General features: G+C 62.2%; 24 protein-coding genes, 1 tRNA gene and 1 pseudogene. 16 read left to right on the top strand and 10 right to left on the bottom strand.

The window, feature by feature from the left end:
- The first annotated feature begins 31 nt into the window (after nt 1-31).
- The 5 genes from F2982_RS05885 to F2982_RS05865 all read left to right on the top strand — a co-directional run bounded on the left by F2982_RS05885 (nt 32) and on the right by F2982_RS05865 (nt 3,552).
- Complete coding sequence (locus F2982_RS05885) at nt 32-637, top strand: RNA polymerase sigma factor (RefSeq protein ID WP_203429550.1); 606 nt, start codon at nt 32-34, stop codon at nt 635-637.
- Nucleotides 634-1,431 (top strand): anti-sigma factor, encoded by a 798-nt coding sequence (locus F2982_RS05880; protein ID WP_203429549.1) that lies wholly within the window; start codon nt 634-636, stop codon nt 1,429-1,431. The genes F2982_RS05885 and F2982_RS05880 overlap by 4 nt, the downstream gene beginning before the upstream one ends.
- Nucleotides 1,432-1,486: 55 nt before the next feature.
- The gene (locus tag F2982_RS05875) at nt 1,487-2,026 is read left to right on the top strand and encodes a hypothetical protein (RefSeq protein ID WP_203429548.1); all 540 of its coding nucleotides are present in this window, start codon (nt 1,487-1,489) and stop codon (nt 2,024-2,026) included.
- 93 nt (nt 2,027-2,119) lie between these two features.
- Entirely contained in the window at nt 2,120-2,281 is a 162-nt protein-coding gene (locus F2982_RS05870; RefSeq protein ID WP_112387679.1) for a DUF1328 domain-containing protein, read from the top strand.
- Between the two features lie 218 nt (nt 2,282-2,499).
- Nucleotides 2,500-3,552: a GH25 family lysozyme gene (locus F2982_RS05865; protein ID WP_203429547.1), complete on the top strand. Its 1,053-nt coding sequence runs from the start codon at nt 2,500-2,502 to the stop codon at nt 3,550-3,552.
- Between the two features lie 168 nt (nt 3,553-3,720).
- On the opposite strand, the gene F2982_RS05860 is transcribed toward F2982_RS05865, so the two are convergent.
- The 4 genes from F2982_RS05860 to F2982_RS05845 all read right to left on the bottom strand — a co-directional run bounded on the left by F2982_RS05860 (nt 3,721) and on the right by F2982_RS05845 (nt 5,933).
- Complete coding sequence (locus tag F2982_RS05860; protein ID WP_203429546.1) at nt 3,721-4,392, bottom strand: DUF4852 domain-containing protein; 672 nt, start codon at nt 4,390-4,392, stop codon at nt 3,721-3,723.
- 60 nt (nt 4,393-4,452) lie between these two features.
- Entirely contained in the window at nt 4,453-4,947 is a 495-nt protein-coding gene (locus F2982_RS05855) for a hypothetical protein (protein WP_203429545.1), read from the bottom strand.
- A gap of 109 nt (nt 4,948-5,056) precedes the next feature.
- Nucleotides 5,057-5,398, bottom strand: coding sequence for a hypothetical protein (locus F2982_RS05850; RefSeq protein ID WP_203429544.1), 342 nt, complete (start codon nt 5,396-5,398; stop codon nt 5,057-5,059).
- Nucleotides 5,399-5,859: 461 nt separating this feature from the next.
- Nucleotides 5,860-5,933, bottom strand: a tRNA-Gln gene (locus F2982_RS05845).
- 247 nt (nt 5,934-6,180) lie between these two features.
- Between F2982_RS05845 and F2982_RS05840 the strand changes: the two genes are divergently transcribed.
- From F2982_RS05840 to F2982_RS05830, 3 genes are read left to right on the top strand one after another with little or no spacing between them, the layout of a single operon-like run.
- Nucleotides 6,181-7,725, top strand: coding sequence for a Ppx/GppA phosphatase family protein (locus tag F2982_RS05840; protein ID WP_203429543.1), 1,545 nt, complete (start codon nt 6,181-6,183; stop codon nt 7,723-7,725).
- A 7-nt stretch (nt 7,726-7,732) separates the two neighbouring features.
- Entirely contained in the window at nt 7,733-8,452 is a 720-nt protein-coding gene (locus F2982_RS05835) for an RlmE family RNA methyltransferase (protein WP_112713132.1), read from the top strand.
- 57 nt (nt 8,453-8,509) lie between these two features.
- Entirely contained in the window at nt 8,510-8,893 is a 384-nt protein-coding gene (locus F2982_RS05830) for a VOC family protein (protein WP_203429542.1), read from the top strand.
- A gap of 1 nt (nt 8,894) precedes the next feature.
- Here F2982_RS05830 and F2982_RS05825 read toward each other — a convergent pair whose 3' ends face one another.
- Nucleotides 8,895-10,319 carry a DHA2 family efflux MFS transporter permease subunit gene (locus F2982_RS05825; protein ID WP_203429541.1) on the bottom strand — a complete coding sequence of 475 codons (1,425 nt, stop codon included), beginning with the start codon at nt 10,317-10,319 and terminating at the stop codon, nt 8,895-8,897.
- A gap of 236 nt (nt 10,320-10,555) precedes the next feature.
- Between F2982_RS05825 and F2982_RS05820 the strand changes: the two genes are divergently transcribed.
- Nucleotides 10,556-11,545 (top strand): MBL fold metallo-hydrolase, encoded by a 990-nt coding sequence (locus F2982_RS05820; protein WP_199626224.1) that lies wholly within the window; start codon nt 10,556-10,558, stop codon nt 11,543-11,545.
- 39 nt (nt 11,546-11,584) lie between these two features.
- On the opposite strand, the gene F2982_RS05815 is transcribed toward F2982_RS05820, so the two are convergent.
- Nucleotides 11,585-12,196, bottom strand: coding sequence for an SAM-dependent methyltransferase (locus tag F2982_RS05815; protein WP_203429540.1), 612 nt, complete (start codon nt 12,194-12,196; stop codon nt 11,585-11,587).
- A 292-nt stretch (nt 12,197-12,488) separates the two neighbouring features.
- On the opposite strand from F2982_RS05815, the gene guaB reads away from it, so the two are divergent.
- Together guaB and F2982_RS05805 are read left to right on the top strand one after the other, a co-directional pair.
- Entirely contained in the window at nt 12,489-13,973 is a 1,485-nt protein-coding gene (gene guaB, locus F2982_RS05810) for an IMP dehydrogenase (RefSeq protein WP_112713122.1), read from the top strand.
- 2 nt (nt 13,974-13,975) lie between these two features.
- Entirely contained in the window at nt 13,976-14,527 is a 552-nt protein-coding gene (locus F2982_RS05805; RefSeq protein ID WP_203429539.1) for a hypothetical protein, read from the top strand.
- On the opposite strand, the gene F2982_RS05800 is transcribed toward F2982_RS05805, so the two are convergent.
- The gene (locus F2982_RS05800) at nt 14,528-15,442 is read right to left on the bottom strand and encodes a LysR family transcriptional regulator (protein ID WP_112713118.1); all 915 of its coding nucleotides are present in this window, start codon (nt 15,440-15,442) and stop codon (nt 14,528-14,530) included.
- 98 nt (nt 15,443-15,540) lie between these two features.
- On the opposite strand from F2982_RS05800, the gene F2982_RS05795 reads away from it, so the two are divergent.
- The 4 genes and pseudogenes from F2982_RS05795 to F2982_RS05780 all read left to right on the top strand — a co-directional run bounded on the left by F2982_RS05795 (nt 15,541) and on the right by F2982_RS05780 (nt 18,605).
- A complete protein-coding gene (locus F2982_RS05795) occupies nt 15,541-16,296 on the top strand; it encodes an SDR family oxidoreductase (RefSeq protein ID WP_203429538.1) in 756 nt (251 codons plus the stop codon).
- A 108-nt stretch (nt 16,297-16,404) separates the two neighbouring features.
- Nucleotides 16,405-16,824, top strand: a complete 420-nt coding sequence (locus F2982_RS05790) for an MAPEG family protein (protein ID WP_112713114.1) — start codon at nt 16,405-16,407, stop codon at nt 16,822-16,824.
- A gap of 81 nt (nt 16,825-16,905) precedes the next feature.
- Nucleotides 16,906-17,779, top strand: a pseudogene (locus tag F2982_RS05785) (dienelactone hydrolase family protein).
- A 196-nt stretch (nt 17,780-17,975) separates the two neighbouring features.
- Entirely contained in the window at nt 17,976-18,605 is a 630-nt protein-coding gene (locus F2982_RS05780; RefSeq protein ID WP_203429537.1) for a TetR/AcrR family transcriptional regulator, read from the top strand.
- Between the two features lie 3 nt (nt 18,606-18,608).
- Here the strand turns inward: F2982_RS05780 and F2982_RS05775 are convergent, their stop codons facing one another.
- The gene (locus F2982_RS05775; protein WP_112713108.1) at nt 18,609-19,565 is read right to left on the bottom strand and encodes a LysR substrate-binding domain-containing protein; all 957 of its coding nucleotides are present in this window, start codon (nt 19,563-19,565) and stop codon (nt 18,609-18,611) included.
- Nucleotides 19,566-19,768: 203 nt separating this feature from the next.
- Between F2982_RS05775 and F2982_RS05770 the strand changes: the two genes are divergently transcribed.
- Nucleotides 19,769-20,065: a DUF1127 domain-containing protein gene (locus tag F2982_RS05770; protein WP_112713106.1), complete on the top strand. Its 297-nt coding sequence runs from the start codon at nt 19,769-19,771 to the stop codon at nt 20,063-20,065.
- Nucleotides 20,066-20,151: 86 nt separating this feature from the next.
- Here F2982_RS05770 and F2982_RS05765 read toward each other — a convergent pair whose 3' ends face one another.
- Both F2982_RS05765 and F2982_RS05760 read right to left on the bottom strand, forming a co-directional pair.
- Nucleotides 20,152-21,012 carry a DUF937 domain-containing protein gene (locus F2982_RS05765; RefSeq protein ID WP_203429536.1) on the bottom strand — a complete coding sequence of 287 codons (861 nt, stop codon included), beginning with the start codon at nt 21,010-21,012 and terminating at the stop codon, nt 20,152-20,154.
- Nucleotides 21,013-21,083: 71 nt separating this feature from the next.
- Nucleotides 21,084-22,457 (bottom strand): glutamate--cysteine ligase, encoded by a 1,374-nt coding sequence (locus tag F2982_RS05760; RefSeq protein ID WP_203429535.1) that lies wholly within the window; start codon nt 22,455-22,457, stop codon nt 21,084-21,086.
- Nucleotides 22,458-22,566 lie beyond the last annotated feature (109 nt).

Raw genomic sequence — 22,566 nt, 5'->3', positions numbered from 1 at the left:
TGGGCGAAGCCGGCTGCAAAGGATTGCTCTGATGGCGGTCGCACACGCCCCGTTTCTTGCCTATAGTCGCGCGAAATCGGAGTCGCCGGTCAAACCGGCGGCACTGCCGAAAACAGCAGGCGCGGAGGCGGCCATCGCGAGCGAAGCGGATATCAGGACGGGCCTGACGGAGCACCTCTCCCGGCTCTGGCGCTACGGCCTCGTGCTGTCGCGCAAGCGGGATGTCGCCGAAGATCTCGTGCAGCAGACTTGCGTGCGGGCGCTGGAACGCGCCGCGCAGTTCGAGCCGGGCACCCGGCTGGACCGCTGGCTGTTTTCCATTCTCCATTCCATCTGGCTGAACGAGATCAGGGCCAGCAAGGTGCGGCAGGGCCAAGGCTTCGCCGATGCCGAGGAAGCCCTGGTTTTCGATGGGGCAGGGGCGACCGAAACGCATGTCGCCGCCACCCAGCTGCTGCGCAAGGTCGATGCCCTGCCGGAGGCCCAGCGCAGCGCCGTATTCCTGGCCTATGTCGAAGGGCTCGCCTATCGTGAGGTCGCAGAAATCTTGAACATACCGATCGGAACCGTGATGAGCCGCCTTGCCGCCGCCCGCGCCAGGCTCTCCGCCGAAACAGCCGAAGGAGGGCGCCCATGACCAGCGATATCCGCATGCCTTCCGACGAACAGCTAACCGCCTTCCTCGACGGCGAACTGCCGCAGCAGGAGATGGCGCGCATCGAAGCGCTTGCCAATGAAGACGAGGAAGTCGCCGCCCGTATCGAGTTTCTGGCAAATGGCAGCATGCCGTTCCGCGAGGCTTTCGCGCCGCTTCTCGATGAAGCGCCGCAGCAGAAGCTCGAGGCCATGCTCGCCGCGATCCCGGCGCCCGCTGCCGCTGCCAAAACGGAGCGCTCCGCCATCACCCGCCGCGGCCTCTTCGGCGCGCTCGCCGCATCGCTTGCCGTCGGCATCATCGCGGACCGCGCCTATCTCGGGATTGGCCGCAATCTCGGCCGCGACGAGGGCAGCGAATGGCGCAGCGTCGTTGCCGAATATATCGCGCTCTATACGCCGGATACGCTGGCAGGCCCGGTTCCCCCCGCCGATGTCCAGACCGCCCAGCTCGCCCGCGTCGATAGCAAGCTCGGCCTCAACCTTTCGCCGGAAGCCGTCGCCCTGCCGGGCGTCGATTTCAAGCGCGCCCAGCTGCTCGAATATGACGACCACCCCCTGGCGCAGATCGCCTATCTCGATCCCGAGACCGGGCCGATGGCGCTCTGCATCGTCCGCTCGGAGAAGGGCGCCAAGGAGCCCGACATCGAGGGGCGCAAGGGCATGAACGTCATCTACTGGTCGACAGCCACCCATGCCTTCATGCTGATCGGCCATGCGCCGGTCGATCGCATGCGCGAAATTGCCGATGCCGTCAGGCCAAAACTGACGGCTTGAGGCGCTCTCGCCATCTTCATGCCGATTTTGCGTGGTTTTGCCTGAGCCTCTCCTAATGAAGGGGCGCATCAGCGTGAACTGGATCAATCGTTATATCGACGAGCCGTTGCTTGACGGCGCGGCGAGCGTGCTCAAGGCATGGCATATCCGCACCGGCCAGGCTCCGGAGCGGCTGGAGCCGGTCTGGAATCTCACCGTCATCTCGCTGCTGACGGCAGGCTGCTGGTATGGTCTCGCGGGCATGCCGCTGGCGCTCAGCATCGCCGCTCTTGTGGCGCTCGCTCTGCCGTCGCTGCGCAAGCTGCTGCGGCTGAAGAAATCCAATGCCTACGATGCCCGCCAATACAAGTCGGCCCGCGCCCGCGCCGTCTCCAAGCGTGAGGCCGAATGGTCGCTGCGCATGACGGTGCTTTCGGTCTCGGGCGGCCTGCCGTTTCTGGCCGGCAGCGACGATCCCGTCGGTCACGCCTTCATGGCGGGCGCCTGCGTCTGGTTCGTGCTGACCGCACCCGTGAAGTTCTATTTGGATGCCGCCGAGCCGCCCGCACCCGATCAGGGCGACCGCGCCGAGCGCGCCGTTTTCAACTTCGGCTGAGCTTTACCGCCAATCTGTGCCGGATCCGGCCGCCCATGGAACTAAGTCCTTGGGCGGCCGTTATTATGTCAGTCCAACGCATAGGAGATCGCCATGCTGTATTACGCTCTGGTATTCCTCGTCGTGGCACTGATTGCCGGCGTGCTCGGCTTCGGCGGCATTGCAGGCGCTTCGGCGTCCATAGCGCAGGTTCTTTTCTTCATATTCCTGGTTCTCTTCGTCGTATCGCTTGTCATGCGCTTGATGCGCCGCTGACGGCACGAATGAACAGGATCGCATCCGGACCCGGCGGTGAAACGCCGGGTTTTCTGTGTCTGGATCAGCCGATCTCGTGCGGAAATGACACGCTCGTCCGGAAAATTCCGGCGTAAAGATTGGATTCAACATTTCCCAGTAAACTGCCGTTAGCCATTCGTCCGGCCTCGTTCAGGCTGGATGCGTCAGTGTCGTTTTCTGTGTTGTGTACGAGTTCCATGCGTTTTTCGGCTGTACCCGCGATCTTTCTTGCCTGCCTGACCATTTCGGGCTGCGCATCCAGCACGACCCCGGAGGGCCTGGTATCAGGCGTCGTGTCGAAGGAAACGACGAGCTCGGTTTCCGCTTCACCGCCGCCTGCCGCCGTTCCGGCAGCCCCCGTCATGGCCGAAGTCGCTCCGCCCGCCGCCGTTCCGCATCAGGAAGAGCTCGCCTGGGCAGGCCGCGTGCCTCAGCCGCAGGCCTTCGAGCCGGTTGATCGCATGGTCGGCGCCCCCGTTCCTGCCGAGCGCCCCGAAGCGCTGATGGCAGCGCCGCCGCCCGTTGCCGAACCCGCCTTCTCCCCGCGCACCCGCTCGCGCATCTATGCCCACCGCTTCCGCGATGCCAAGCCGATCAATTTCGGCCGCGCCTCGCCGCGCAAGCTCGCCGTCCACGGCGTCGACGTCTCGCGCTGGCAGGGCGATATCGATTGGGTGACGCTGCGCAGCCAGGGCGCCAACTTCGCCTATATCAAGTCGACCGACGGCGGCGACCATCTCGACCCGATGTTCCGCACCAACTGGCAGCGCGCCAAGGCCGCCGGCATGAAGCGCGGCGCCTATCACTTCTTCTACTGGTGCCGCACCGCCGGCGAACAGGCCGACTGGTTCATCCGCAACGTCCCGCGCGACCCGGACGCCCTGCCGCCGGTGATCGACGTCGAGTGGAACGGCGAATCCAGCTGCAAGCGCCGCCCGTCACCCGAGCGCGTCGTCGAAAAGATGCAGGTCTTCATGGACAAGCTGGAGCGCCACTACGGCAAGCGCCCGATCATCTACACCGCGCCCGATTTCTACCGCGACAACCTGCGCGGCCAGTTCCAGAATCACCCCTTCTGGCTCCGCTCCGTCGCCGCCCACCCCGCCACGGTCTATCCCGGCCGCCGCTGGATGCTCTGGCAATATTCGGGCTCGGGGCTTTCCCAGGGCGTGGAAGGAAAGATCGATCTGAACGTGTTCCATGGGTCGGAAGCGGAATGGCATGAGTTTGCCTCGCCAACGGCGGGGTGAGGGGGGCGCCGGTAAACGTGCTGTTCAATTGGGAAGTTAATACTGAATCTGGCCGTGTCGGTAAGGTCGAACTTGAAATCTACTGCGCTAGACATCGAGATCGCTAGCGGCTGTGGAAGGCTCGATTTCCTTGAGTGGTGGCTCCCGGAGAACCGGGAGCCGAGAGAGTTATTGGGAGGCCGCAACAGGCTGGCCGCCATTGATGGTCGTGATCAGATTGCGCCCCTCCCTGTCATAGAGTTTCATCTCCTGAATTTCGGCCACCAGCTCGCCGCGCGAACGCACTTCCTTGATGCGGATGCTCATCTTTGCAAGCACTTCCCGATCGACACTGCCATATGAAGACTTGCGGGCGTTGAGGAATTCCTTCGCTTTTGCCTTTTCCATCGGGATGCCATCGATCGTGGTTGCATTGCTGAAGAATACCTTGAGATCTCGCGGTAGTGAGTTGCAGCAGTAGTTGACATTGAAATAGATATCGTCGGTCAGAGGACGAAAATCGAATTTCTGGCTGCCAAAGTTATAGTCGCCAAATTCAAAGCGGGTCTGGATCGTGAAGACTTCGTTCGCATCGGCCGCAGCGATAGCGTCCTTCATGATCTGAAGCGTTTCCGCCCGCTTTTCTTCGAGTTCGAACTCATCGTTGCGATAGCGCGACCATACTTCCGGCCTATAGGTCTCCATATACCCGTCGACGATGTCTTCAGGCATCAGTGTTTTGTCGAGCTTGAGATAAACTGGTAACAGCGCATTGTAGCTGAAATCTGCGGCAACAGATCCTGCCGCAGAAGCAGCGAACAGGCATGCGGCAGCGATGGCAGTGCGAACGGTCTTGATCATGGTCTAGTTGTTTCCTGATTTTGATGTCGTGGAGTTCGACGAAATTTCGATCTTGAGAGCTTAAGCCTTGGCGGCTTTCCAGACAGAGAGGGCTGTTGTGGCGAGGAGCGCGACGGCGCCGATCGAAGGCGTGACGGAGCCGAAATCGCTGACACGCGGGGCGCGAAATCCTGGTGCACCACCGGCCAGCGCTGCGAGAGCATTGTCTTGCTGGGCCATCGTGTTGTGCAGGTCAAACAGAGACCAAAGCCCCCAGGCCACGAACAGCACGCAGGTCGCTGCAGCCGCAATGTCAATCAAACGTGAGTAAGGCTGCAATTGAGCATTGAAGGGTGCTGCGAGCGCGAGAACGAACACGAGCGGGATCAGATAGGCAGTGCCGCCGGCCAATGCGGCCAGACCGACGCCTTGGCTGAAGGCGCCCATTGCGGTCACCGTAACAGCCGGAAATAGGACGCTGGCAAATCCGAGCGCGGCGAGAGCGATCCGGATCTTCGCGGTGGCAAAGGTTGCGGGCAGAATTTGCTGTGTGGACGGAGTGGTTTCATTATTCATGTCGATATCTCTACGAAGGGAGTGTTTGTCGTGCGCGATCTGCCGCGCGGCAGCGGGCGCGGCGCGTCTATTCAAAGACCGTACGGGCTTGGGGCTCAGCGGCGTTGCATCACACAAGCCACGTCGACGGATTGGCGATGGCATCGCCGCGATGCAGGTAAACTATGCTCTTGATGCACCGGAACAAATACCAGATGGATGTAATCGCATAGGCGAAGACACCGATGAGGACGAATGTCAGCACCAGGCTGATCACCATGAACAGCAAGCCCTTCCAAAACGTCGAAATGAGATAGTTGTAATGGGAGGCGACAAGCGGACTGGCCTTGCCACGGTCAATGTAGCTGAGAAGAAGGCCGGCAGGCGCGAATGCGATCATCAAGATACCGGCGGCATAGCCAAGGGCTTTGCTGTCGGATGAAGCGCTGGTCATGGTGGATGCGTCGGTCATTTATGGCGTTGCCTCTGAGAGTAGACGTGTCGTTTGGTCGAAGTGGTACGCCCATCATCGGCAGGTTCTTTTTCATGGCATTGCCAACCCCCACGTTACCGTCGCAATGTCTGCGGCGGCAGCGAGACCCGACCCATCGGTTGCTCACAGAAGCAAAACTCGGTCAAAAAATTTAAACGACCCCAAAACCGCGAGGGTAGTTTTACCCTCGACCTAGGGTAGGCGCCCAAACATCAAGTTCATCGCAAATAAAGAATGAATCTCAACGCGAAAATTTGACGACGCCCCCGCAATCAAGAATCGGCAAGGCGTTTATTCTTAAACGAAAAAAGACGCACGGGCGGCAGCGTCCGCAATGAATGCCAAATCACATGCTGACGATTGATCGTTGTGATATGCTGCGGCGATCACAGTCACGATCCCGTCGACGACATTAAACTATTCTAAGCTTGTGGGAGAATTGGCTGGGGAACCTGGACTCGAACCAAGATTAACGGAGTCAGAGTCCGTCGTTCTACCATTGAACTATTCCCCAGCAGGAGCGGCGCTGTGTGCCGCTTCGCTGTCGTGCGGGGCTTATAACCAAAAGACGGCGGAATGCAAATACCTGTTTTGAAAAAAATCGAGAGAGCTGTGGAAGGTGCGTTTCAGGGCCTTCTAAAACTGATTTCAAAAAGAATTTGGTGATTTTCGCATGCGCTGGTATTCTTGCGGCAACGCAAAAATCTAATGAGCGCCAGCAGCATACCGGTCAGGCCTTGCGCGGCGCGTGGAACAAGAACGTGGAAGACCCCGAAGGCGGCGCCAAGCCGCAATTTGACGGGGCGCCAGCGGCAGGACGCAAGGACGGTAAAAAGTCCCGGCGCCGCAAGGGGAAACGTGGCGGGCAATCCCGCAACGCGCCCCAGGCCGCTTCGCAGACCGCCTCCGGCACCCCCGGAGACGCTGCGCGCCCGACGGAAAACGCAGCAGGGAATCCGTCCCGCAAACGCAAGCGCCGCCGCCGTGGCGGTGGTCATGCCGCAGGACAGGCCGATTCCGGGGCTCCCGCACACAATCATCCGCAAAAGGCGCCCGAAGCAGCAGCATCGAGCGCTGGGGATTCGGAGCATCCCTCGCGCCGCAACCGGCGCAAGCATCGCGGCAAGCGCGGCCTGCAGGGCCGTCCGCTGACGCCGGGCAAGGCGGCCGTCCAGCCCTCTGCAGTTGCTACACCCGCTTCGGCGCGCGCCAATGGTGCCGCCGAGCCGCGCGGCAACGAGCTGCAGCGTCCGCCGCGGCTTCCCGAGCGCGAACATCACGCCCACGAGCATCCCTGGCCGGACGAGCTCTATGCCGCGCTCGATCTCGGCACCAACAATTGCCGTTTGCTGATCGCCCAGCCGACCCGTCCCGGCCAGTTCCGCGTCGTCGATGCCTTTTCGCGCATTGTCAGGCTTGGAGAGGGGTTGGCGGCAAGCGGCCGTCTCTCCGACGAGGCGATGGACCGCGCCGTCGATGCGCTGCGCGTCTGCGCCGGCAAGTTGAAGAACCGCGAGATCCGCCGCATGCGGCTGATCGCCACCGAAGCCTGCCGCCAGGCGTCGAATGGCGAAGACTTCCTGAAGCGCGTCGTTGCCGAAACCGGCCTCGAGCTCGAGATCATCGACCGCGAAACCGAAGCGCGCCTTGCCGTCTCCGGCTGCTCGTCGCTGGTCGGGCGCGAGACGCGCTCGGTCGTGCTCTTCGATATCGGCGGCGGCTCGTCGGAAATCGCCGTCATCCGCATCGGCGAAAACCGCTTCAGCCGGCTTGCCAATCACATCACCCACTGGACCTCGCTGCCCGTCGGCGTGGTCACGCTCTCGGAGCGGCATGGCGGGCGCGATGTGACGCCTGATGTTTTCGAGGGCATGGTCTCCGAAGTGGCCGGCATGCTGTCGAGTTTCATCTGCCCGGAGATCGAGGTGGTGGAATCGACCGATTTCCATCTGATCGGCACTTCGGGTACGGTCACGACGCTGGCCGGCGTGCATCTCGACCTGCCGCGTTACGATCGCCGCAAGGTGGATGGCATCTGGCTGTCGGATGACGAAGTTTCGGCCATGCAGGCAAAGCTGCTCTCATGGGATTTTGCAAGCCGCGCCGCCAATCCGTGCATCGGGCCTGATCGGGCCGATCTGGTTCTGGCGGGCTGCGCCATTCTGGAGGCGATCCGACGCCGCTGGCCGAGCCCGCGCATGCGCGTTGCCGATCGCGGCTTGAGAGAAGGCCTGCTGACGGACATGATGGCGGATGACGGCGTCTGGCGCCGCCATCGCAATCGCCGCGGCCAGCGTGGAAGGTAGGGGAAGAATGACCAAGGCACCCATCGCGGGCAACCGCACCGGCCGCAAGCTCGGCCAGCGCGTCAAGAACAAGAAGATGAAGGCGTCCTCGCGCCAGTGGCTGAACCGCCATATCAACGATCCCTATGTGCAGCGCGCGCAGCTGGAAGGCTATCGCGCCCGCGCCGCCTTCAAGCTGCTGGAGATCGACGAGAAGCACGGCATCCTCAAGGGTGCGCGCCGCATCATCGATCTCGGCGCTGCCCCGGGCAGCTGGTCGCAGATCGCCGCCAAGGTGACCGATTCCACCGATGAGGATATCCGCGTCGCCGCGATCGACTTCCTGGAAATGGCGCCGCTCCCCGGCGTCAAGATCCTGCAGCTCGACTTCCTCGATCCGGAAGCGCCTGCCAGGCTGATCGAAGCCGTCGGCGGCACGCCCGATCTCGTCATTTCCGATATGGCGGCGCCGACGACCGGCCATCACCGCACCGATCACCTGCGCACCATGCATCTCTGCGAGGTCGCGGCGCATTTTGCGATCGAAGTGCTGGGCGAGGGCGGTCATTTCCTGGCCAAGACCTTCCAGGGCGGCACCGAGCGCGAACTCCTGACCATGCTGAAACAGCATTTCAAGCAGGTCGTGCACGTCAAGCCGGCCTCCTCGCGGGCGGAATCCGTCGAGATGTTCCTGCTCGCCAAGAGCTTCAAGGGCCGCCAGGCGCAAACTGACGTTACGGAAGCTTGATCTTTCCAGGGATCTCGGGCGATTATGACAGTCCCAAGACAGGACTGCCATCGACCTATGCTTCTCTATGTGACCCTCGGAACCAATGACGTCGAGCGGGCCAGGCGTTTCTATGACGCCGTGCTGCCGCTGCTCGGCTATCGCTGCCAGCGCTATTCGGAAGAAGAAATCGGCTATTCGGCGGATGGCGATATCCGCTGCCGCCTGTGGATCGTCACGCCCTTCAACCGCCGCCGTGGCTCGGCAGGCAATGGCACCATGGTGGCGTTGTCTGCGGCATCGAGGGCCGATGTCGATGCCTTCTATGCCGCGGCGATCGCCGCCGGCGGTGTCGACGAGGGCAAGCCGGGCCTTCGCCCGTTCCATGCCGATTTCTACGCCGCCTATGTCCGCGATCAGGACGGCAACAAGCTGAGCGCCGTCTGCGAACAGCCGGAGTGAGCTATTTCACCGCCGGCTGCTCGGCTTCCATGACGGCGGGTGCCACGCGCTTGCCGCGATGGCCGGAGACCAGCGCGCCAGCATTCTTGTCCATGCGGATGAACGGGATCATGGCGATGATCGTCAGCGCGGCGATCACGTAGAAGGCCATATGGAAATCCGCCACCTGCAGCGCCTCGCCGCGGAAATAGATGCAGGTTTCCAGGATCATGGCGGCGACGGAAACGCCGAGCGCCAGGCTGATCTGCTGCAGCACCGAGCTCATCGAGGTCGCCTGGCTGGCTTCCGAGTCTTTGATGTCGGCGAAAGCCAGCGCATTTATGCCGGTGAAGATGAAGGAGCGCGAGAAGCCGCCGATCAGCAGGAGCATGACGATCGCCAGATGTGGGGTCTCGGGCGTGAAGAAGCCGGTGGCGGCGGTCACGACCGTGGTGACGCAGGCGGCAGTCAGGAGCGTCGAGCGGAAGCCGACGGCGGCAAAGACGCGCCGGGCCATGAACTTGGTGGTGATCGCGCCGATCGCGCCCGAGAAGGTGATGAGACCGGACTGGAACGGCGTCAGGCCGAAGCCGAGCTGCAGCATCAGCGGCGTCAGGAAGGGCATGGCGCCGACGCAGATGCGAAATAGCGTGCCACCCGTCGTCGAGGCGCGGAACGTTGCGTTCTTGAACAGATCGAGATTGAGGATCGGCGCCGGATGGCTCCTGGCATGGCGGACGTAGAGCCAGCCGCAGATGAGGCCGACGACGGTGGCGGCAATGCCGATGATCGGCGGCAATGCCGGCAGGCTGACGACCGACAGGCCGAAGACCACGCCGGCGGCCGAAACCGAAGTCAGGATGAAGCCTATGAAATCGAGTTTCGGTGGCCTCGTCGCCTCCACATGCGGCAGGAAGATCGTCGCCAGCCAGACGCCGACAACGCCGACGGGAACATTGATCAGGAAGATCCAGTGCCAGCTGAAATAGGTGGTGATGAAGCCGCCGAGTGGCGGTCCGGCAAGCGGCCCCACCAGCGCCGGGATCGTCAGCAGCGCCATGGCCGATACGAGATCGCTTCGCTGCGTCGTCCTGACGAGAACGAGGCGCCCGACCGGCGTCATCATCGAGCCGCCCATGCCCTGCAGGAAGCGGGCGAAGACGAATTCGACGAGGTTCGAAGAGAAGGCGCAGAAGATCGAGCCGACGACGAAAACGCAGATCGCCAGGCGGAAGATGTTCTTGGCGCCGAACCTGTCGGCCATCCAGCCGCTGATCGGAATGAAGACGGCGAGCGACACCATGTAGGATGTCAGCGCCAGCTTCAGGGTAATGGGGTTGACGTGGAGGTCATTGGCGATCGCTGGGAGGGCGGTGGCGATGACGGTCGAGTCCATCTGCTCCATGAACAGAGCGACGGCGAGGATCAGCGGAACAATGCGGTTCATAGGCGAAAGCCTTGAATGGTGGTCTTGGGGGCGGGTGCTGTTTAGTCCTGGTCTAGGTCTCTGCCAATCCCGGAAACGCCGAAGTTTACACATCTGCTTCACGTCTGCGTGAGACGGCTTGTTCGGCAACTTCTCCTTTCAAGATTGACATATGCTTACGCCGCCGGGGCTAGAAATCCCGGCGAATTCACAAGGGATGGGTGCGAAAAGATCGCACATTGCCGGAGGATCCATATATGGCAGTTTCATTGGGGATGAAGCGGCGCACACTTTTTGCCGCAGGCCTTGGCCTGCTGGCAGCGCCGGCCATTTTAAGAACGACGGCCCAGGCGGCCGCGACTGGAGATACAGGTAAGATGACGACGGCATTGCCAGAGATCAATCAATTCAAGCTCGGCTCGTTCAAGATCACCGCCATCCGCGATGGCAGCAACGTGCTGGAAAAGCCCTTCGAGACCTTCGGCACCAATCAGGATCCGGAAACGGTCAAGAAGCTGCTGACCGACAATTTCCTTCCGGGCGACAAGTTCGTAAACAGTTATTCGCCCGCCATCATCGACACCGGATCGGATGTGATCCTCGTCGATACCGGCTTTGGCGCCGGCGCCCGCGAGCGCGGCATGGGCAAGCTGCAGGATGGCCTGAAGGCCGCCGGCTACTCCGCCGATGACGTCACCGTCGTGGCGCTCACGCATATGCACGGCGACCATATCGGCGGTATGATGGAGAACGGTGCTCCCGCCTTCAAGAATGCCCGCTACGTCGCGGGACAGGCGGAATACGACTTCTGGACGGACAAGGCCCGCGAAGGCACGCCGGCCGAAGGCGGCCACAAGGCGGTTCTCGCCAATGTCGTCCCGTTTGCCGAAAAGACCACCTTCATCAAAGAAGGCGATTCCGTCGTCAGCGGCATCACCGCCATGCTGGCGCCTGGTCACACGCCCGGCCACATGGTCTTCCATGCGCAGTCCGACAACAAGCAGATGGTTTTCACCGGCGATACCGCAAACCACTACATCCTGTCGCTGCTGCACCCGGAATGGGAAGTGCGCTTCGACATGAACAAGGCGGAAGCCGCAGCATCGCGCAAGAAGGTGTTCGACCTGATCGCCACCGACAAGATCGCCTTCCTCGGCTATCACATGCCTTTCCCGGCTGTCGGTTTCGTCGAGAAGCAGGGGGCGGGCTACCGCTTCGTGCCGAAGAGCTATCAGTTCGATATCTGATGACGAAAGCGGGAGCGGCTCTCACCGCTCCCGCCCGCTTCAATCCGCGTTGCGCTGCCAGAAGGCGAGGGGATTGCGCCGGGAGATGCGGTAGACCGCAGCCGGCGGAAAGTTCTGGATCGTTCGCCCGACGAGCACCGCCTTCAGGCCCAGACGGTCGAGGATCGGCCGCGGCACTGGGCATCGCGGGCCATAGGTGAACTGGTAGAACTTGCCCTGATTGCTGAGATGCCTGAAGGCGCCGGCAAGAATGCTCATCACCTGGCGCGGCGGCATCGAGAGTAGCGGCAGTCCGCTGACGACGGCGCCTGCCGGACCGCCAAGTTCAAGCTGGCCAATCTTCGCCGCATCGCTTTCCACGATCGCTGCCTGCGGGAACCGCTCTGCCAGCATGCCGGTAAATTCCCGGCCTTTCTCGATCAGCACCAGATCGCTCTCGGCAACGCCGCGGCCGATGAGGGCGCGGGTGAAGACGCCGGTGCCGGGTCCGAGCTCGATCACCCGGCCGCATGCCGGATCGATCTCCTGGGTGATCAACTGGCCGAGCGAGCGTCCCGAGGGAATGGCGGAGGCAACCCGCAGCGGATTGCGCAGCCAGGCGCGCAGGAAGACGAACGTATCTGACGATGTGCAGGTGCAGGTGGTGTTCACGGCGTGCAGGCTCCGTTGAAGGGTGGGAAGTATGACGTCTTGAAGAAAATGCAGTCCAGCCCGTGGACACATGGGAGCCGTGAATGAGCCAAACAAGGCCGTCAGCCGCAAGAATGCGCCATCCCGTCCTATTCCCTGGACGCGCGGCTGGCATTCGCGTTTTGCTATTCCCATCCTGTCATAGACGTGTTACCAGCCCTCGCCAACTTCCAAAGCAACCCTTGCACACCGCCGGTGCGGACGATTCGTTCCGGGTGGGGTCGCATTTTTTCTTAATTGAAGGAAATTGGCCATGGCTCGCATCATTGAAACGCCAACCGGACTGGACGCACTCACCTTCGATGACGTGCTGCTGCAGCCCGGTCATTCCGAGGTTCTGCCGGGCCAGACCAGCGTTGCCACCCGCCTCGCTCCCGACTTCGAACTCAACATCCCGATCATCTCCGCCGCCATGGATACGGTCACCGAAGCCCGCCTGGCAATCGCCATGGCCCAGGCCGGCGGTCTCGGCGTCATCCACAAGAACCTGACCCCGGCCGAGCAGGCCGAGCAGGTCCGCCAGGTCAAGAAGTTCGAAAGCGGCATGGTCGTCAATCCGGTGACGATCGGCCCCGATGCGACGCTGGCCGATGCGCTGGCGTTGATGAAGATGTACTCGATCTCCGGCATCCCGGTTGTCGAAAAGTCCGGCCGCCTTGTTGGCATCCTCACCAACCGCGACGTCCGCTTCGCCTCCGACCCCTCACAGAAGATCTACGAACTGATGACCCGCGAGAACCTCGTGACGGTCAAGGAAAGCGTCGATCAGCAGGAAGCCAAGCGCCTGCTGCACGCACACCGCATCGAGAAGCTGCTGGTCGTCGACGGCGAAGGCCGCTGCGTCGGTCTGATCACCGTCAAGGACATCGAAAAGGCACAGCTCAACCCGAACGCCGCCAAGGATGCACAGGGCCGTCTTCGTGCTGCCGCTGCCGTCGGCGTTGGTGAAGATGGTTTCGAGCGCGCCGAGCGCCTGATCGATGCCGGTGTCGACCTGCTGGTCGTCGATACCGCCCACGGCCACTCGGCCCGCGTCCTCGAAGCCGTCGGCCGCGTCAAGAAGCTCTCCAATTCGGTCCGCGTCATGGCGGGTAACGTCGCGACATCGGAAGGCACCAAGGCGCTGATCGATGCCGGTGCGGACGCCGTCAAGGTCGGTATCGGCCCGGGCTCGATCTGCACCACGCGCGTCGTTGCCGGCGTTGGCGTTCCGCAGCTCGCGGCGATCATGCTGGCCGTCGAAGCCGCGCAGGCGCAGAACATCCCGGTTATCGCCGATGGCGGCATCAAGTTCTCCGGCGACGTTGCCAAGGCGATTGCCTCCGGCGCCTCCGCCGTCATGATCGGCTCGCTGCTTGCAGGTACCGATGAAAGCCCGGGCGAAGTCTATCTCTACCAGGGCCGTTCGTTCAAAGCCTATCGCGGCATGGGTTCCGTCGGCGCCATGGCGCGCGGCTCGGCAGACCGCTACTTCCAGGCCGAAGTGCGCGACACGCTGAAGCTCGTTCCTGAAGGCATCGAGGGACAGGTTCCCTACAAGGGCCCGGTTTCCGGCGTCGTCCACCAGCTCGCAGGCGGCCTGAAGGCAGCCATGGGCTATGTCGGCGGCAAGGACATCAAGGAGTTCCAGGAGCGTGCCACCTTCGTGCGCATCTCCGGTGCCGGTCTTCGCGAAAGCCATCCGCATGACGTGACGATCACCCGCGAAAGCCCGAACTATCCGGGCTCCGGCGTCTGATCATGGAAGCAGGCAGCCGGATACCCGCCTGGATCATCTGGCTGCTCGCCATCCTCAGCCTTGCCGCCTTCGGCTGGGCTGTCTTCGGTTTCGTGGTGCCATTCCAGCATGAAACCGGCCGCGCCATGCTCGACACCTATGTCGCGGGTTATGACGAGGCGACGGTTGCCGCCATGCAGGTTCTGCTCAACGGCAATCCGGTGGCGCACGATATGCTTCGCGCCATGTATCTCGGCCCGGAACTGGTGCTTCCGGCGTTGCTCGCGATGCTGCTCCTCACCGTCATCCTCAAGCTCGACACCGGCAGCCGCTATTTCGGCCGTCCGGTTCATCCGGCCCTGGTCAAGGCTGTCTGCGCCTTGCCGATCCTCTATGCGCTGGCCGACTACAGCGAGAACTTCGCAAGCCTGACGGCCTTCAGCGACAGCGCATCGGCCGCCATCGCCGCAGCAGCACTTCCCTGGCTCACCAAGCTCAAATTCGCGGCACTCGCCGTCACGCTGATCGCCATTGTCCGCTTCGTGCTGATCCGCATCGGCCCGAAGGCCGAATAGTCAGCGCGGCCAGCGCCAGGGCGGGTTTGTCAGCCGCGCCGCGCAGAATTCCGCCAGTACCTCGATCTTCGCCGGCCGCGACCGCGCCGAGGGCGTGACGAAATAGAGCGCGCCGCTCGGCAGCGTCCAGTCGGTCAGGATCGCCTTCAACCGGCCGTCCGCCAGATATTCGCTCACCATGAACTCGGGAAGCTCGCAGATGCCGAGACCGCGCAGCGCCATCGGAATGAGCGCTTCGGAATTCGTCGCCCGCAACGGCCCGTTCGGGGTGATGGAAATCTCTTCTCCCTCCCGGCTCTTCAGCCGCCAGATGTCCTGGCGCGGACGATAGGCATAGCCCATCAGATGATGCGCCTCGAGATCGCGCGGATGCTGCGGGCAGCCGTATCTCTCGAGATAGGAGGGTGCGGCGACGATGAAGGGCGCAACCGGCGCCAGCCGCCGCGCCACCAGCGAGGAATCCGGAAGCACGGCAATCCGCAGCGCCGCATCGAAGCCTTCGCCGACGAGATCCGTGCTCGCATCGCTCATATGCAGATCGATGCTGATATCGGGATATTGCTCGAAGAAATCCGGCAGGATCGGCGCCAGCCAGCGCACGCCGAAGGACATCGGCGCCGCCAGCCGGATCAGCCCGCGCGGGCGGCTCGAGAGCTCGCGCGCCGCATTCTCGATCTCCTCTGCCTCGGAGAAGATCCGCGACGCCCGGTCGGCAAGGCGCGAGCCGAATTCGGTCAGCGACAGCTGCCGCGATGTCCGGTTGAAGAGCCGCGCTCCCAGCCGCTCCTCCAGCCGGCTGACGCCGCGCGACACTGTCGCCGTGGAGACGCCGAGCGCCTTGGCGGCCCGCGCAAAGGAGCGCTCCTCGGCCACCTTGGCGAACATCGCAAAGCCTTCAAAGTCTGGCAGTTTCATCGTTTCATTTCTGCAATGATGGATTGCTTTTCTTTCTATTCCGAAACGATCTTGCCGTCCATATCTTCTGTTCAGTCGCACAAAGGAGACGACACACCATGACACAGAGACTGAATGGAAAGATCGCAGTCATCACCGGCGCCACCTCGGGCATCGGCCTTGCCACCGCCAAGCGGTTTGCCGCGGAAGGCGCGCGCCTCTTCATCACCGGCCGCCGCGCCGATGTTCTGGAGAAGGCCGTTGCCGAGATCGGCGGCGATGTCGCCGGCATCCAGGCCGATTCCTCGAAGCTCGCCGACCTCGACCGCCTCTATGCCGAGGTGAAGGAAAAGGCCGGCCGCATCGACGTACTCTTCGTCAATGCTGGTGGCGGTTCCTTCGCGCCAATCGGCGAGATCACCGAGGAGCAGTATGATGATACCTTCGGCCGCAACGTGAAGGGCGTGCTGTTTACCGTGCAGAAGGCGCTGCCGCTGCTCGCCAACGGATCCTCGGTCATCCTCACCGGCTCGACTGCAGGCTCGACGGGCACTGCGGCCTTCAGCGTCTATGCCGCCTCGAAGGCCGCAATCCGCAACTTCTCGCGCAACTGGATCCTCGATCTGAAGGGCCGCGGCATCCGCATCAACACGCTGAGCCCAGGCCCGACCGAAACCACCGGCCTCGTCGAGCTTGCCGGTCCCGGCAAGGCCGAACAGCAGGGCCTGCTCGACTACCTGAGCTCGCAGGTCCCGATGGGCCGCGTCGGTCATGCGGATGAGATCGCCGCCGCAGCACTCTTCCTCGCCTCCGACGATTCCAGCTTCGTCACCGGCGCGGAACTCTTCGCCGATGGCGGCATCGCCCAGGTCTGACGTCGTTTGCCCGCTGCGGCCTTTCGCGGCGGGCATTCGTCTGGCAACACCGGATGTTTTCCTTTACTGCTTTGAAAAATTTGGAAGAAGCGGAAAGGAAATGCCCACATGACCGGTTTCGAGATGTTCTGGCCCATCGTCGCCCATGTCGCGCTGGTCTTCATCCTCTACGGTTTGCTCGGCTATCGCCGCCGCCAGATGGTGAAGCAGGGCAAGGTCAGGATATCCGAATACCGCGAAAACCGGGTCGAGCCGCAGGAAAGCCTGTTCGTCAAGAACTGCATCGCCAACCAGTTCGAGCTGCCGATCCTCTTCTATGTCTGCTGCATCCTTCTCTATATCACCGAAGCCGACAACATCCCGGCGGATGTCGCCGCCTGGGTCTTCGTCGCGCTGCGCTATGCGCATGCCTATGTCCACGTCACCAGCAACCGCCTGCGCATCCGCAGCCCGCTGTTCGCTGCCGGCTTCGTCGTGCTGATCGGCATGTGGGGATGGCTGGTCGGCTGGATGGCCTTCAGCGGGTAACGCACATGTGTTCTCCGCGCGCTGTGCGGTGACCTATCTTCCTCAGCGGGCAAAGCCCCGGGTAGGGAAGAGGAGAACCACATGGACAAGCCGGAAATCACCCAGGCGATGATCAACGCCTATGACGAATACACGCATCTGACGCTGGATCGGCGCGGCTTCATGGACAAGCTGTCGAAGCTCGCAGGCTCGGCGGGGCCGCAGCCGTGATCGCTCCGATGCTGGCCGCCAACAAGGCGGCCGCCGAAGTTATCTCCGCCGATGACGCCAGGCTGAAGGCCGCCGATGTCACCTATCCCGGCGGCGCCGGGAAATGAAGGGCTATCTCGTCCAGCCCACAGCCGCCTCCGGCAAGCTCGGCAGCGTCATCGTCATTCACGAGAACCGTGGCCTCAATCCGCATATCCGCGACGTCGCCCGCCGCATGGCGCTGGAAGGCTTCATCGCGCTCGCCCCGGATTTCCTCTCGCCGCTCGGCGGCACGCCGGAAAATGAGGATCAGGCCCGCGAGATGTTCGGCAAGCTGGATGCAACCGCCACTGCGGCCAATGCCGAAGCCAGCCTCAAATATCTGCAGGGCCTGCCCGACGCCAACGGCAATGTCGGCGCCATCGGCTTCTGCTGGGGCGGCGGCACCGTCAACAACTTCGCTACCAAGTCACCGGAGCTCAAGGCCGGTGTCGCCTATTACGGCGCCCAGCCGAAAGCCGATCAGGTGCCCGCCATCAAGGCGGCACTGATGCTGCACTATGCCGGCCTCGACGATCGCATCAATGCCGGCATCGACGACTACAAGAAGGCGCTTGAGGCGAACGGCAAGAATTTCCAGATCTTCGTCTATGACGGCGTCAATCACGCGTTCAACAACGATACGTCCTCGGCGCGATATGACAAGAAGGCCGCTGATCTGGCCTGGAGTCGTACGGTCGAATTCCTGAAGAAGAACCTCGCCTAATCTTGCGATCGACTGGAAATCCACAGGGATAAACATGGAAAATCGGGGCCGCGCGCCCCGATTTTTGTGGAGTTTGACAGTTCGTTAAAATGCGATGCTTTCCATTTACGGCGCATGAAGGGCTGCATGCCATATCGCTCGCATGCGCCGGTTTGAAACAGACACCGCCGCTCATTCATAAAAATGCGGGGGTGAAATGAGCGTAGACAGTGTGGATCGCATCGGCCTTCGCCGAAAGCCCAAGCAGGAACGCAGCATTCAGCGTTTCGATCTCATCCTGTCAGCCGCTGCCGAGATCATCGCCGAAAAGGGCGTCAGCGCCATGCGCATGACCGAGCTTGCGGTCGCCGCCAAGGTGCCGATCGGCTCGGTCTACCAGTATTTCCCGGAAAAGGCGGCGATCGTCAAAGCGCTCTTCGATCGTCATGCGAGCGAGGTGCAGGCCAAAACCGCGAAGATGTTTGCCGGCGTCCAGTCGCTCGAGGAGTCGCTGACCCTGATCGAGGGAATGATCGACTGGTATTACCATGCCTATCGCAACAACCCGACCTATCTCGGTGTCTGGATGGGCACCGAAACCGACCAGGATCTGCTGCGCCTCAATATCGAACACAGCAACCGCGTCGCCGATATCTTTCTCGATGCCGTCAGGCGCGTCGCGCCCGAACTGGATGAGATCGACATGCAGGCGCGCACCTATCTCTTCAGCCACCTGATCGGCGCCTCGATCCGCCTCGCGGTCAAGAGCGAGGAAGCGCTCGCCGAGCGCATGCTGGGAGAATGGAAGCGCGTCATCCGCGCTTGCCTGTTCGTAGAGCTAAGCTGAGGCTTACCAGCTCGGCACCATGTTGGCGGCCTTCAGGCGCGGGAAGTTCCGCGCGTAAGCACTCTTCACATCGGCCTCGAGATTGTCGTCGACGACGGCAGGCGTGATGTTGTCGAGGCAGGCGGTGATATGCGCCGTGATCGCATTCATCAGCGAGATCGAAACGCCGGGACGCTTCATGATGCCGATCTGCACCGGGGGCAGGGCGGGGAAGCCGTCTGCCTGGCTCAGCACCTTCATGCCCGTGCGTAGCGCCGATTCCGGCATGACGGAGACGGCCATGCCGGCAAGCACGGCGGCCGCAACCACGGTGCAGGACCAGCTGGTGAACAGGATCTGATGCTCGCGGCCGACGGCATCGAGCGCCGAGCAGGCAAGCTGGCGCCACTGGCAATCACGGCGGCCGACAGCAAGCGGAACCGGCGCATCGTCGCGGATCGGATGGTTGGCAGAGCCCACCCAGCAGAGCGGCTCGGTTCTGACCACATCCGACATGCGCTCGCGCGGGTTATGCGTCACCAGCGCGATATCGAGCTCGCCCTTGTGCATCCGCTCGGCGAGATCCACCGAGGGTTCGCAGACGATGTAGAGCTCGACATTCGGATGCGTCTTGGCAAAGCGGCCGATGATCTCCGGCATGTAGCGGTCGGCATAGTCGTCGGGCGTGCCGATGCGCAGCGTGCCCTCGAGACGGTTGTCGTCGAAGGCCGCGATCGCTTCGTTGTTCAGGCGGATGATGCGGCGCGCGTAGTTCAGGAGCTTCTCGCCCTCGACCGTCAGGCGGTTGCCGCGACCGTCCTTGATGAAAAGCTGCTTGCCGATCCGCTCTTCCAGACGCCGCATCTGCATCGAGACGGCAGACTGCGTCTTGTAGACGCGATCGGCGGCCTTGGTGAAGCTGCCGGAGTCGACGATGGCGATGAAAGTCTGCAACTGGTCAATATCAAGAGGCGCGGACATGGGCTCACCTATAACGATCTCTGATAATAACCATTAGAAACATTCGTTGGACTGATCAATAGGGCTTTGGCATCTTCTGGCTGCAAATCAAGCAAAGTGAAGGACAGAGACCGCTCTGTCCGACTTGAGTTTCGATCCACACACCGTCCCGCTCGACCTCGCGGGACGGGTGGATCGTTGCGCCCGAAAGAAAGGAGAGTTCGATGCGCATGATTGACCAGACTTTAGAACTCGACTGTGCCAAGCAGCCGGCAACGTCCACACGTCTCGTGGGCATCATGGCTCCGCTGGCCGCTCTCTTTCGCGCCTACCGCAATCGCAGAGCGATCAACGGTCTCCATGAACTGGACGATTATCAGTTGAGGGATATCGGCCTCACCCGCGCCGATATCGCCGCCGCCCTTCTGACGTCGTCGTTCTTCGAGGATCCGTCGGCCCACCTGACGACCTCGGCCCGCCGCCGCTGGCGCCTGTCGATCTTCCGCTCCTACATAGACTAGGAGCGGACCGTTTCCCCGCAGGGTGATAGCCAATAGCCCTGCCTCTTAACCCGGTGACCGGCTTTCCCAGCCGTCTCCGGGTTTTTTTATGGCTTGGCGGAGGGCGGGCTCTTCGGACGATAGGCGTCGAAGATGGTTTCCAGGCTCTTCTGATAACTCTTCTGCACTTCGAGGCCGCTGTCGAACATGGTGTTGAGCATGTCCATGTAACTTTCGGACGGCTCTTTGACCTCTTCCTTAGGTGGCTCCGGGGCCTTGGCGGCCTGCTGCGGCTGGCTCATGCCGGCCATCATTTCCTGGAAGGCCTTGGCGAAGGGATTGTCGAGGAACGGGTTGGCCGCCGTCTTTTCCGGCTCGGGCTTCGGCACGCTGAACATCAGCTGCATGGCCTGCGTGAAGGGATTGTCGAAGATGCTGGGCTCGGGCGCGGCCTTCTGCTTCGGCGCAAAGCCGGTGCTTTCGAGCCAGGCCTGGATGGTTTCGCCCATCGCCGTGTTGACGAAGGGATTGACCGGCGACGACATCTGCCCGGTCGACTGCTTGAACAGCCCGCCCATCAGCGTGCCGGCCATGACGGGCAGCATCTGCTTGTAGATTTCCTGGCCGATGCCGGTCATCTGGGCGGCCTGCGCGGCAACGGCGCGGGAGACTTCCTTGGAGCCGAAGAGCTGGGACAGGATATTATTGCCGTCATTGATGCCCTGCGGCGTGAAGGCCTTGCTCATATCCTCGAAATACTTGCCGTAATTGCCGGATGCCACCGATTGCATCAGCCCCATGAAGTCATAGGGATTGGCGGTGCTGCGCTTCAGCCCGGCGGAGAAGGCGGGCATCAGCGCCGCCATCGCCTTGGTCGCCTGTTCCTGCGCGAGGTTGAACTGCTTGGCGATGGCATCCATCGCCGCGCCATTCTGCGCCTGCATCATCATGTCGAAGAGTGGCAGCATGGGCAGTCCTTCCGCTCTCTAGTGCGTTTGAATCGCTACTATAAACGGAAATGGGAATGCGCAAACGGCTTTTAGTACTGATATTCTTCGAAGACAGGTTCGACGGAGCCGTTCCAGCGACCGTTGAAGCGGGCAAGCAGATCTTCTGCAAGCGTCGCCTTCTTGGCCATGACTTCGTCGAGCGGCGACAGGAAGATCGTCTCGTCCTGGCCTTCCTTGTTCAGCCGGTTGCGCGACTTGAGACCCGCCTTGGAAATGGCGAGCACGTCCTTTGCCGTGTCGAACAGCTGATGACCGCGGAAATCGGCCTTCAGGCCCTCGGCCGGCACGGCATTGCGCAGCGCGACGACCTCGTCGAAGCTCCAGTCCTTGGTGAACTGGTCGGCAGCCTCGAGCGCGGCTTCATCATAGAGCAGGCCGACCCAGAAGGCGGGCAGGGCGCAGATGCGGCGCCACGGACCGCCATCGGCGCCGCGCATTTCGAGGAAGCGCTTCAGGCGAACGTCCGGGAAGAGCGTCGAGAGATGGTTGGTCCAGTCGCCCATCGTCGGTTCCCAGTCCTTGATCTCGCTCTTCAGCGCGCCGTTCATGAACTGGCGGAAGGTGACGTGGGTACAGTCCTTGTAGCGGCCGTCGCGCACGATGAAGTACATCGGCACGTCGAGCGCCCATTCGGCATAGTCCTTGAAGCCGAAATCGTCGCGGAAGCTGAAGTCGAGCGGTCCGGAGCGGCGGTTGTCGGTATCGGTCCAGATGTCGCCGCGCCAGGAGAGCAGGCCGTTCGGCTTGCCTTCGGTAAAGGGCGAGGAGGCAAAGAGCGCGGTCGCCAGCGACTGCAGCTTCATCGAGACGCGCATCTTCTTGCGCATGTCGGCTTCCGAGGAGAAGTCGAGGTTCACCTGGATCGTGCAGGTGCGGTACATCATGTCCAGCCCCTTGGAGCCGACCTTCGGCATGTAGCGGGTCATGATGTCGTAGCGGGATTTCGGCATGCGCGGCGTTTCCGCCAGCGTCCATTTCGGGCTGCCGCCGATGCCGAGGAAGCGGATGCCCATCGGCTCGGCGATCTCGCGCAGAACGGCGAGGTGCTGGTTGGATTCCTTGCAGGTCTCGTGGATCGTCTCGAGCGGCGCGCCCGACAGCTCGAACTGGCCGCCCGGCTCGATGGAGATCGCGCCCATGCCATGCTGCTCGCCAAGGCCGATGATGTTCTCACCGTCCATGATCGGCTCCCAGCCGGAACGCTCCTGCAGCCCCTTCAGGAGCGCGGAAATGCTGGCGTCGCCGGCGTAGGGAACGGGGCTGTTGTCGGCGCGGAAGAAGGCGAACTTCTCATGCTCGGTGCCGATACGGAATTTCTCGGCCGGCTTGTTCCCCGCAGCGAGATAATCGGTCAGCTCCTGAACCGAAGAGAGCGGGGTCTGGTCGGTGGTGTCGCGAGCCATGCAAATCTAACCTGTATTCTGGGGGAACGCCTTGTGGGGCGCGGCAATTGGAAGGGTGATTAGGACCGCTCTCAGGTATGTTGCAAGTGAAATTCTTTCAACGCCGGTT

This window comes from Rhizobium sp. BG4 (assembly GCF_016864575.1).
Classification (GTDB): Bacteria; Pseudomonadota; Alphaproteobacteria; order Rhizobiales; family Rhizobiaceae; genus Rhizobium.
Note: the sequence above shows the minus strand (reverse complement) of the source record. Positions and strands in the feature narration are given on the sequence as shown.

Coding starts and splice junctions, on each gene's coding strand:
- F2982_RS05885 (WP_203429550.1), top strand. CDS start 32: ATGGCGGTCGCACACGCCCCGTTTCTTGCCTATAGTCGCGCGAAATCG.
- F2982_RS05880 (WP_203429549.1), top strand. CDS start 634: ATGACCAGCGATATCCGCATGCCTTCCGACGAACAGCTAACCGCCTTC.
- F2982_RS05875 (WP_203429548.1), top strand. CDS start 1,487: ATGAAGGGGCGCATCAGCGTGAACTGGATCAATCGTTATATCGACGAG.
- F2982_RS05870 (WP_112387679.1), top strand. CDS start 2,120: ATGCTGTATTACGCTCTGGTATTCCTCGTCGTGGCACTGATTGCCGGC.
- F2982_RS05865 (WP_203429547.1), top strand. CDS start 2,500: ATGCGTTTTTCGGCTGTACCCGCGATCTTTCTTGCCTGCCTGACCATT.
- F2982_RS05860 (WP_203429546.1), bottom strand. CDS start 4,392: ATGATCAAGACCGTTCGCACTGCCATCGCTGCCGCATGCCTGTTCGCT.
- F2982_RS05855 (WP_203429545.1), bottom strand. CDS start 4,947: ATGAATAATGAAACCACTCCGTCCACACAGCAAATTCTGCCCGCAACC.
- F2982_RS05850 (WP_203429544.1), bottom strand. CDS start 5,398: ATGACCGACGCATCCACCATGACCAGCGCTTCATCCGACAGCAAAGCC.
- F2982_RS05835 (WP_112713132.1), top strand. CDS start 7,733: ATGACCAAGGCACCCATCGCGGGCAACCGCACCGGCCGCAAGCTCGGC.
- F2982_RS05830 (WP_203429542.1), top strand. CDS start 8,510: ATGCTTCTCTATGTGACCCTCGGAACCAATGACGTCGAGCGGGCCAGG.
- F2982_RS05825 (WP_203429541.1), bottom strand. CDS start 10,319: ATGAACCGCATTGTTCCGCTGATCCTCGCCGTCGCTCTGTTCATGGAG.
- F2982_RS05820 (WP_199626224.1), top strand. CDS start 10,556: ATGGCAGTTTCATTGGGGATGAAGCGGCGCACACTTTTTGCCGCAGGC.
- guaB (WP_112713122.1), top strand. CDS start 12,489: ATGGCTCGCATCATTGAAACGCCAACCGGACTGGACGCACTCACCTTC.
- F2982_RS05805 (WP_203429539.1), top strand. CDS start 13,976: ATGGAAGCAGGCAGCCGGATACCCGCCTGGATCATCTGGCTGCTCGCC.
- F2982_RS05800 (WP_112713118.1), bottom strand. CDS start 15,442: ATGAAACTGCCAGACTTTGAAGGCTTTGCGATGTTCGCCAAGGTGGCC.
- F2982_RS05795 (WP_203429538.1), top strand. CDS start 15,541: ATGACACAGAGACTGAATGGAAAGATCGCAGTCATCACCGGCGCCACC.
- F2982_RS05790 (WP_112713114.1), top strand. CDS start 16,405: ATGACCGGTTTCGAGATGTTCTGGCCCATCGTCGCCCATGTCGCGCTG.
- F2982_RS05780 (WP_203429537.1), top strand. CDS start 17,976: ATGAGCGTAGACAGTGTGGATCGCATCGGCCTTCGCCGAAAGCCCAAG.
- F2982_RS05775 (WP_112713108.1), bottom strand. CDS start 19,565: ATGTCCGCGCCTCTTGATATTGACCAGTTGCAGACTTTCATCGCCATC.
- F2982_RS05770 (WP_112713106.1), top strand. CDS start 19,769: ATGCGCATGATTGACCAGACTTTAGAACTCGACTGTGCCAAGCAGCCG.
- F2982_RS05765 (WP_203429536.1), bottom strand. CDS start 21,012: ATGCTGCCACTCTTCGACATGATGATGCAGGCGCAGAATGGCGCGGCG.
- F2982_RS05760 (WP_203429535.1), bottom strand. CDS start 22,457: ATGGCTCGCGACACCACCGACCAGACCCCGCTCTCTTCGGTTCAGGAG.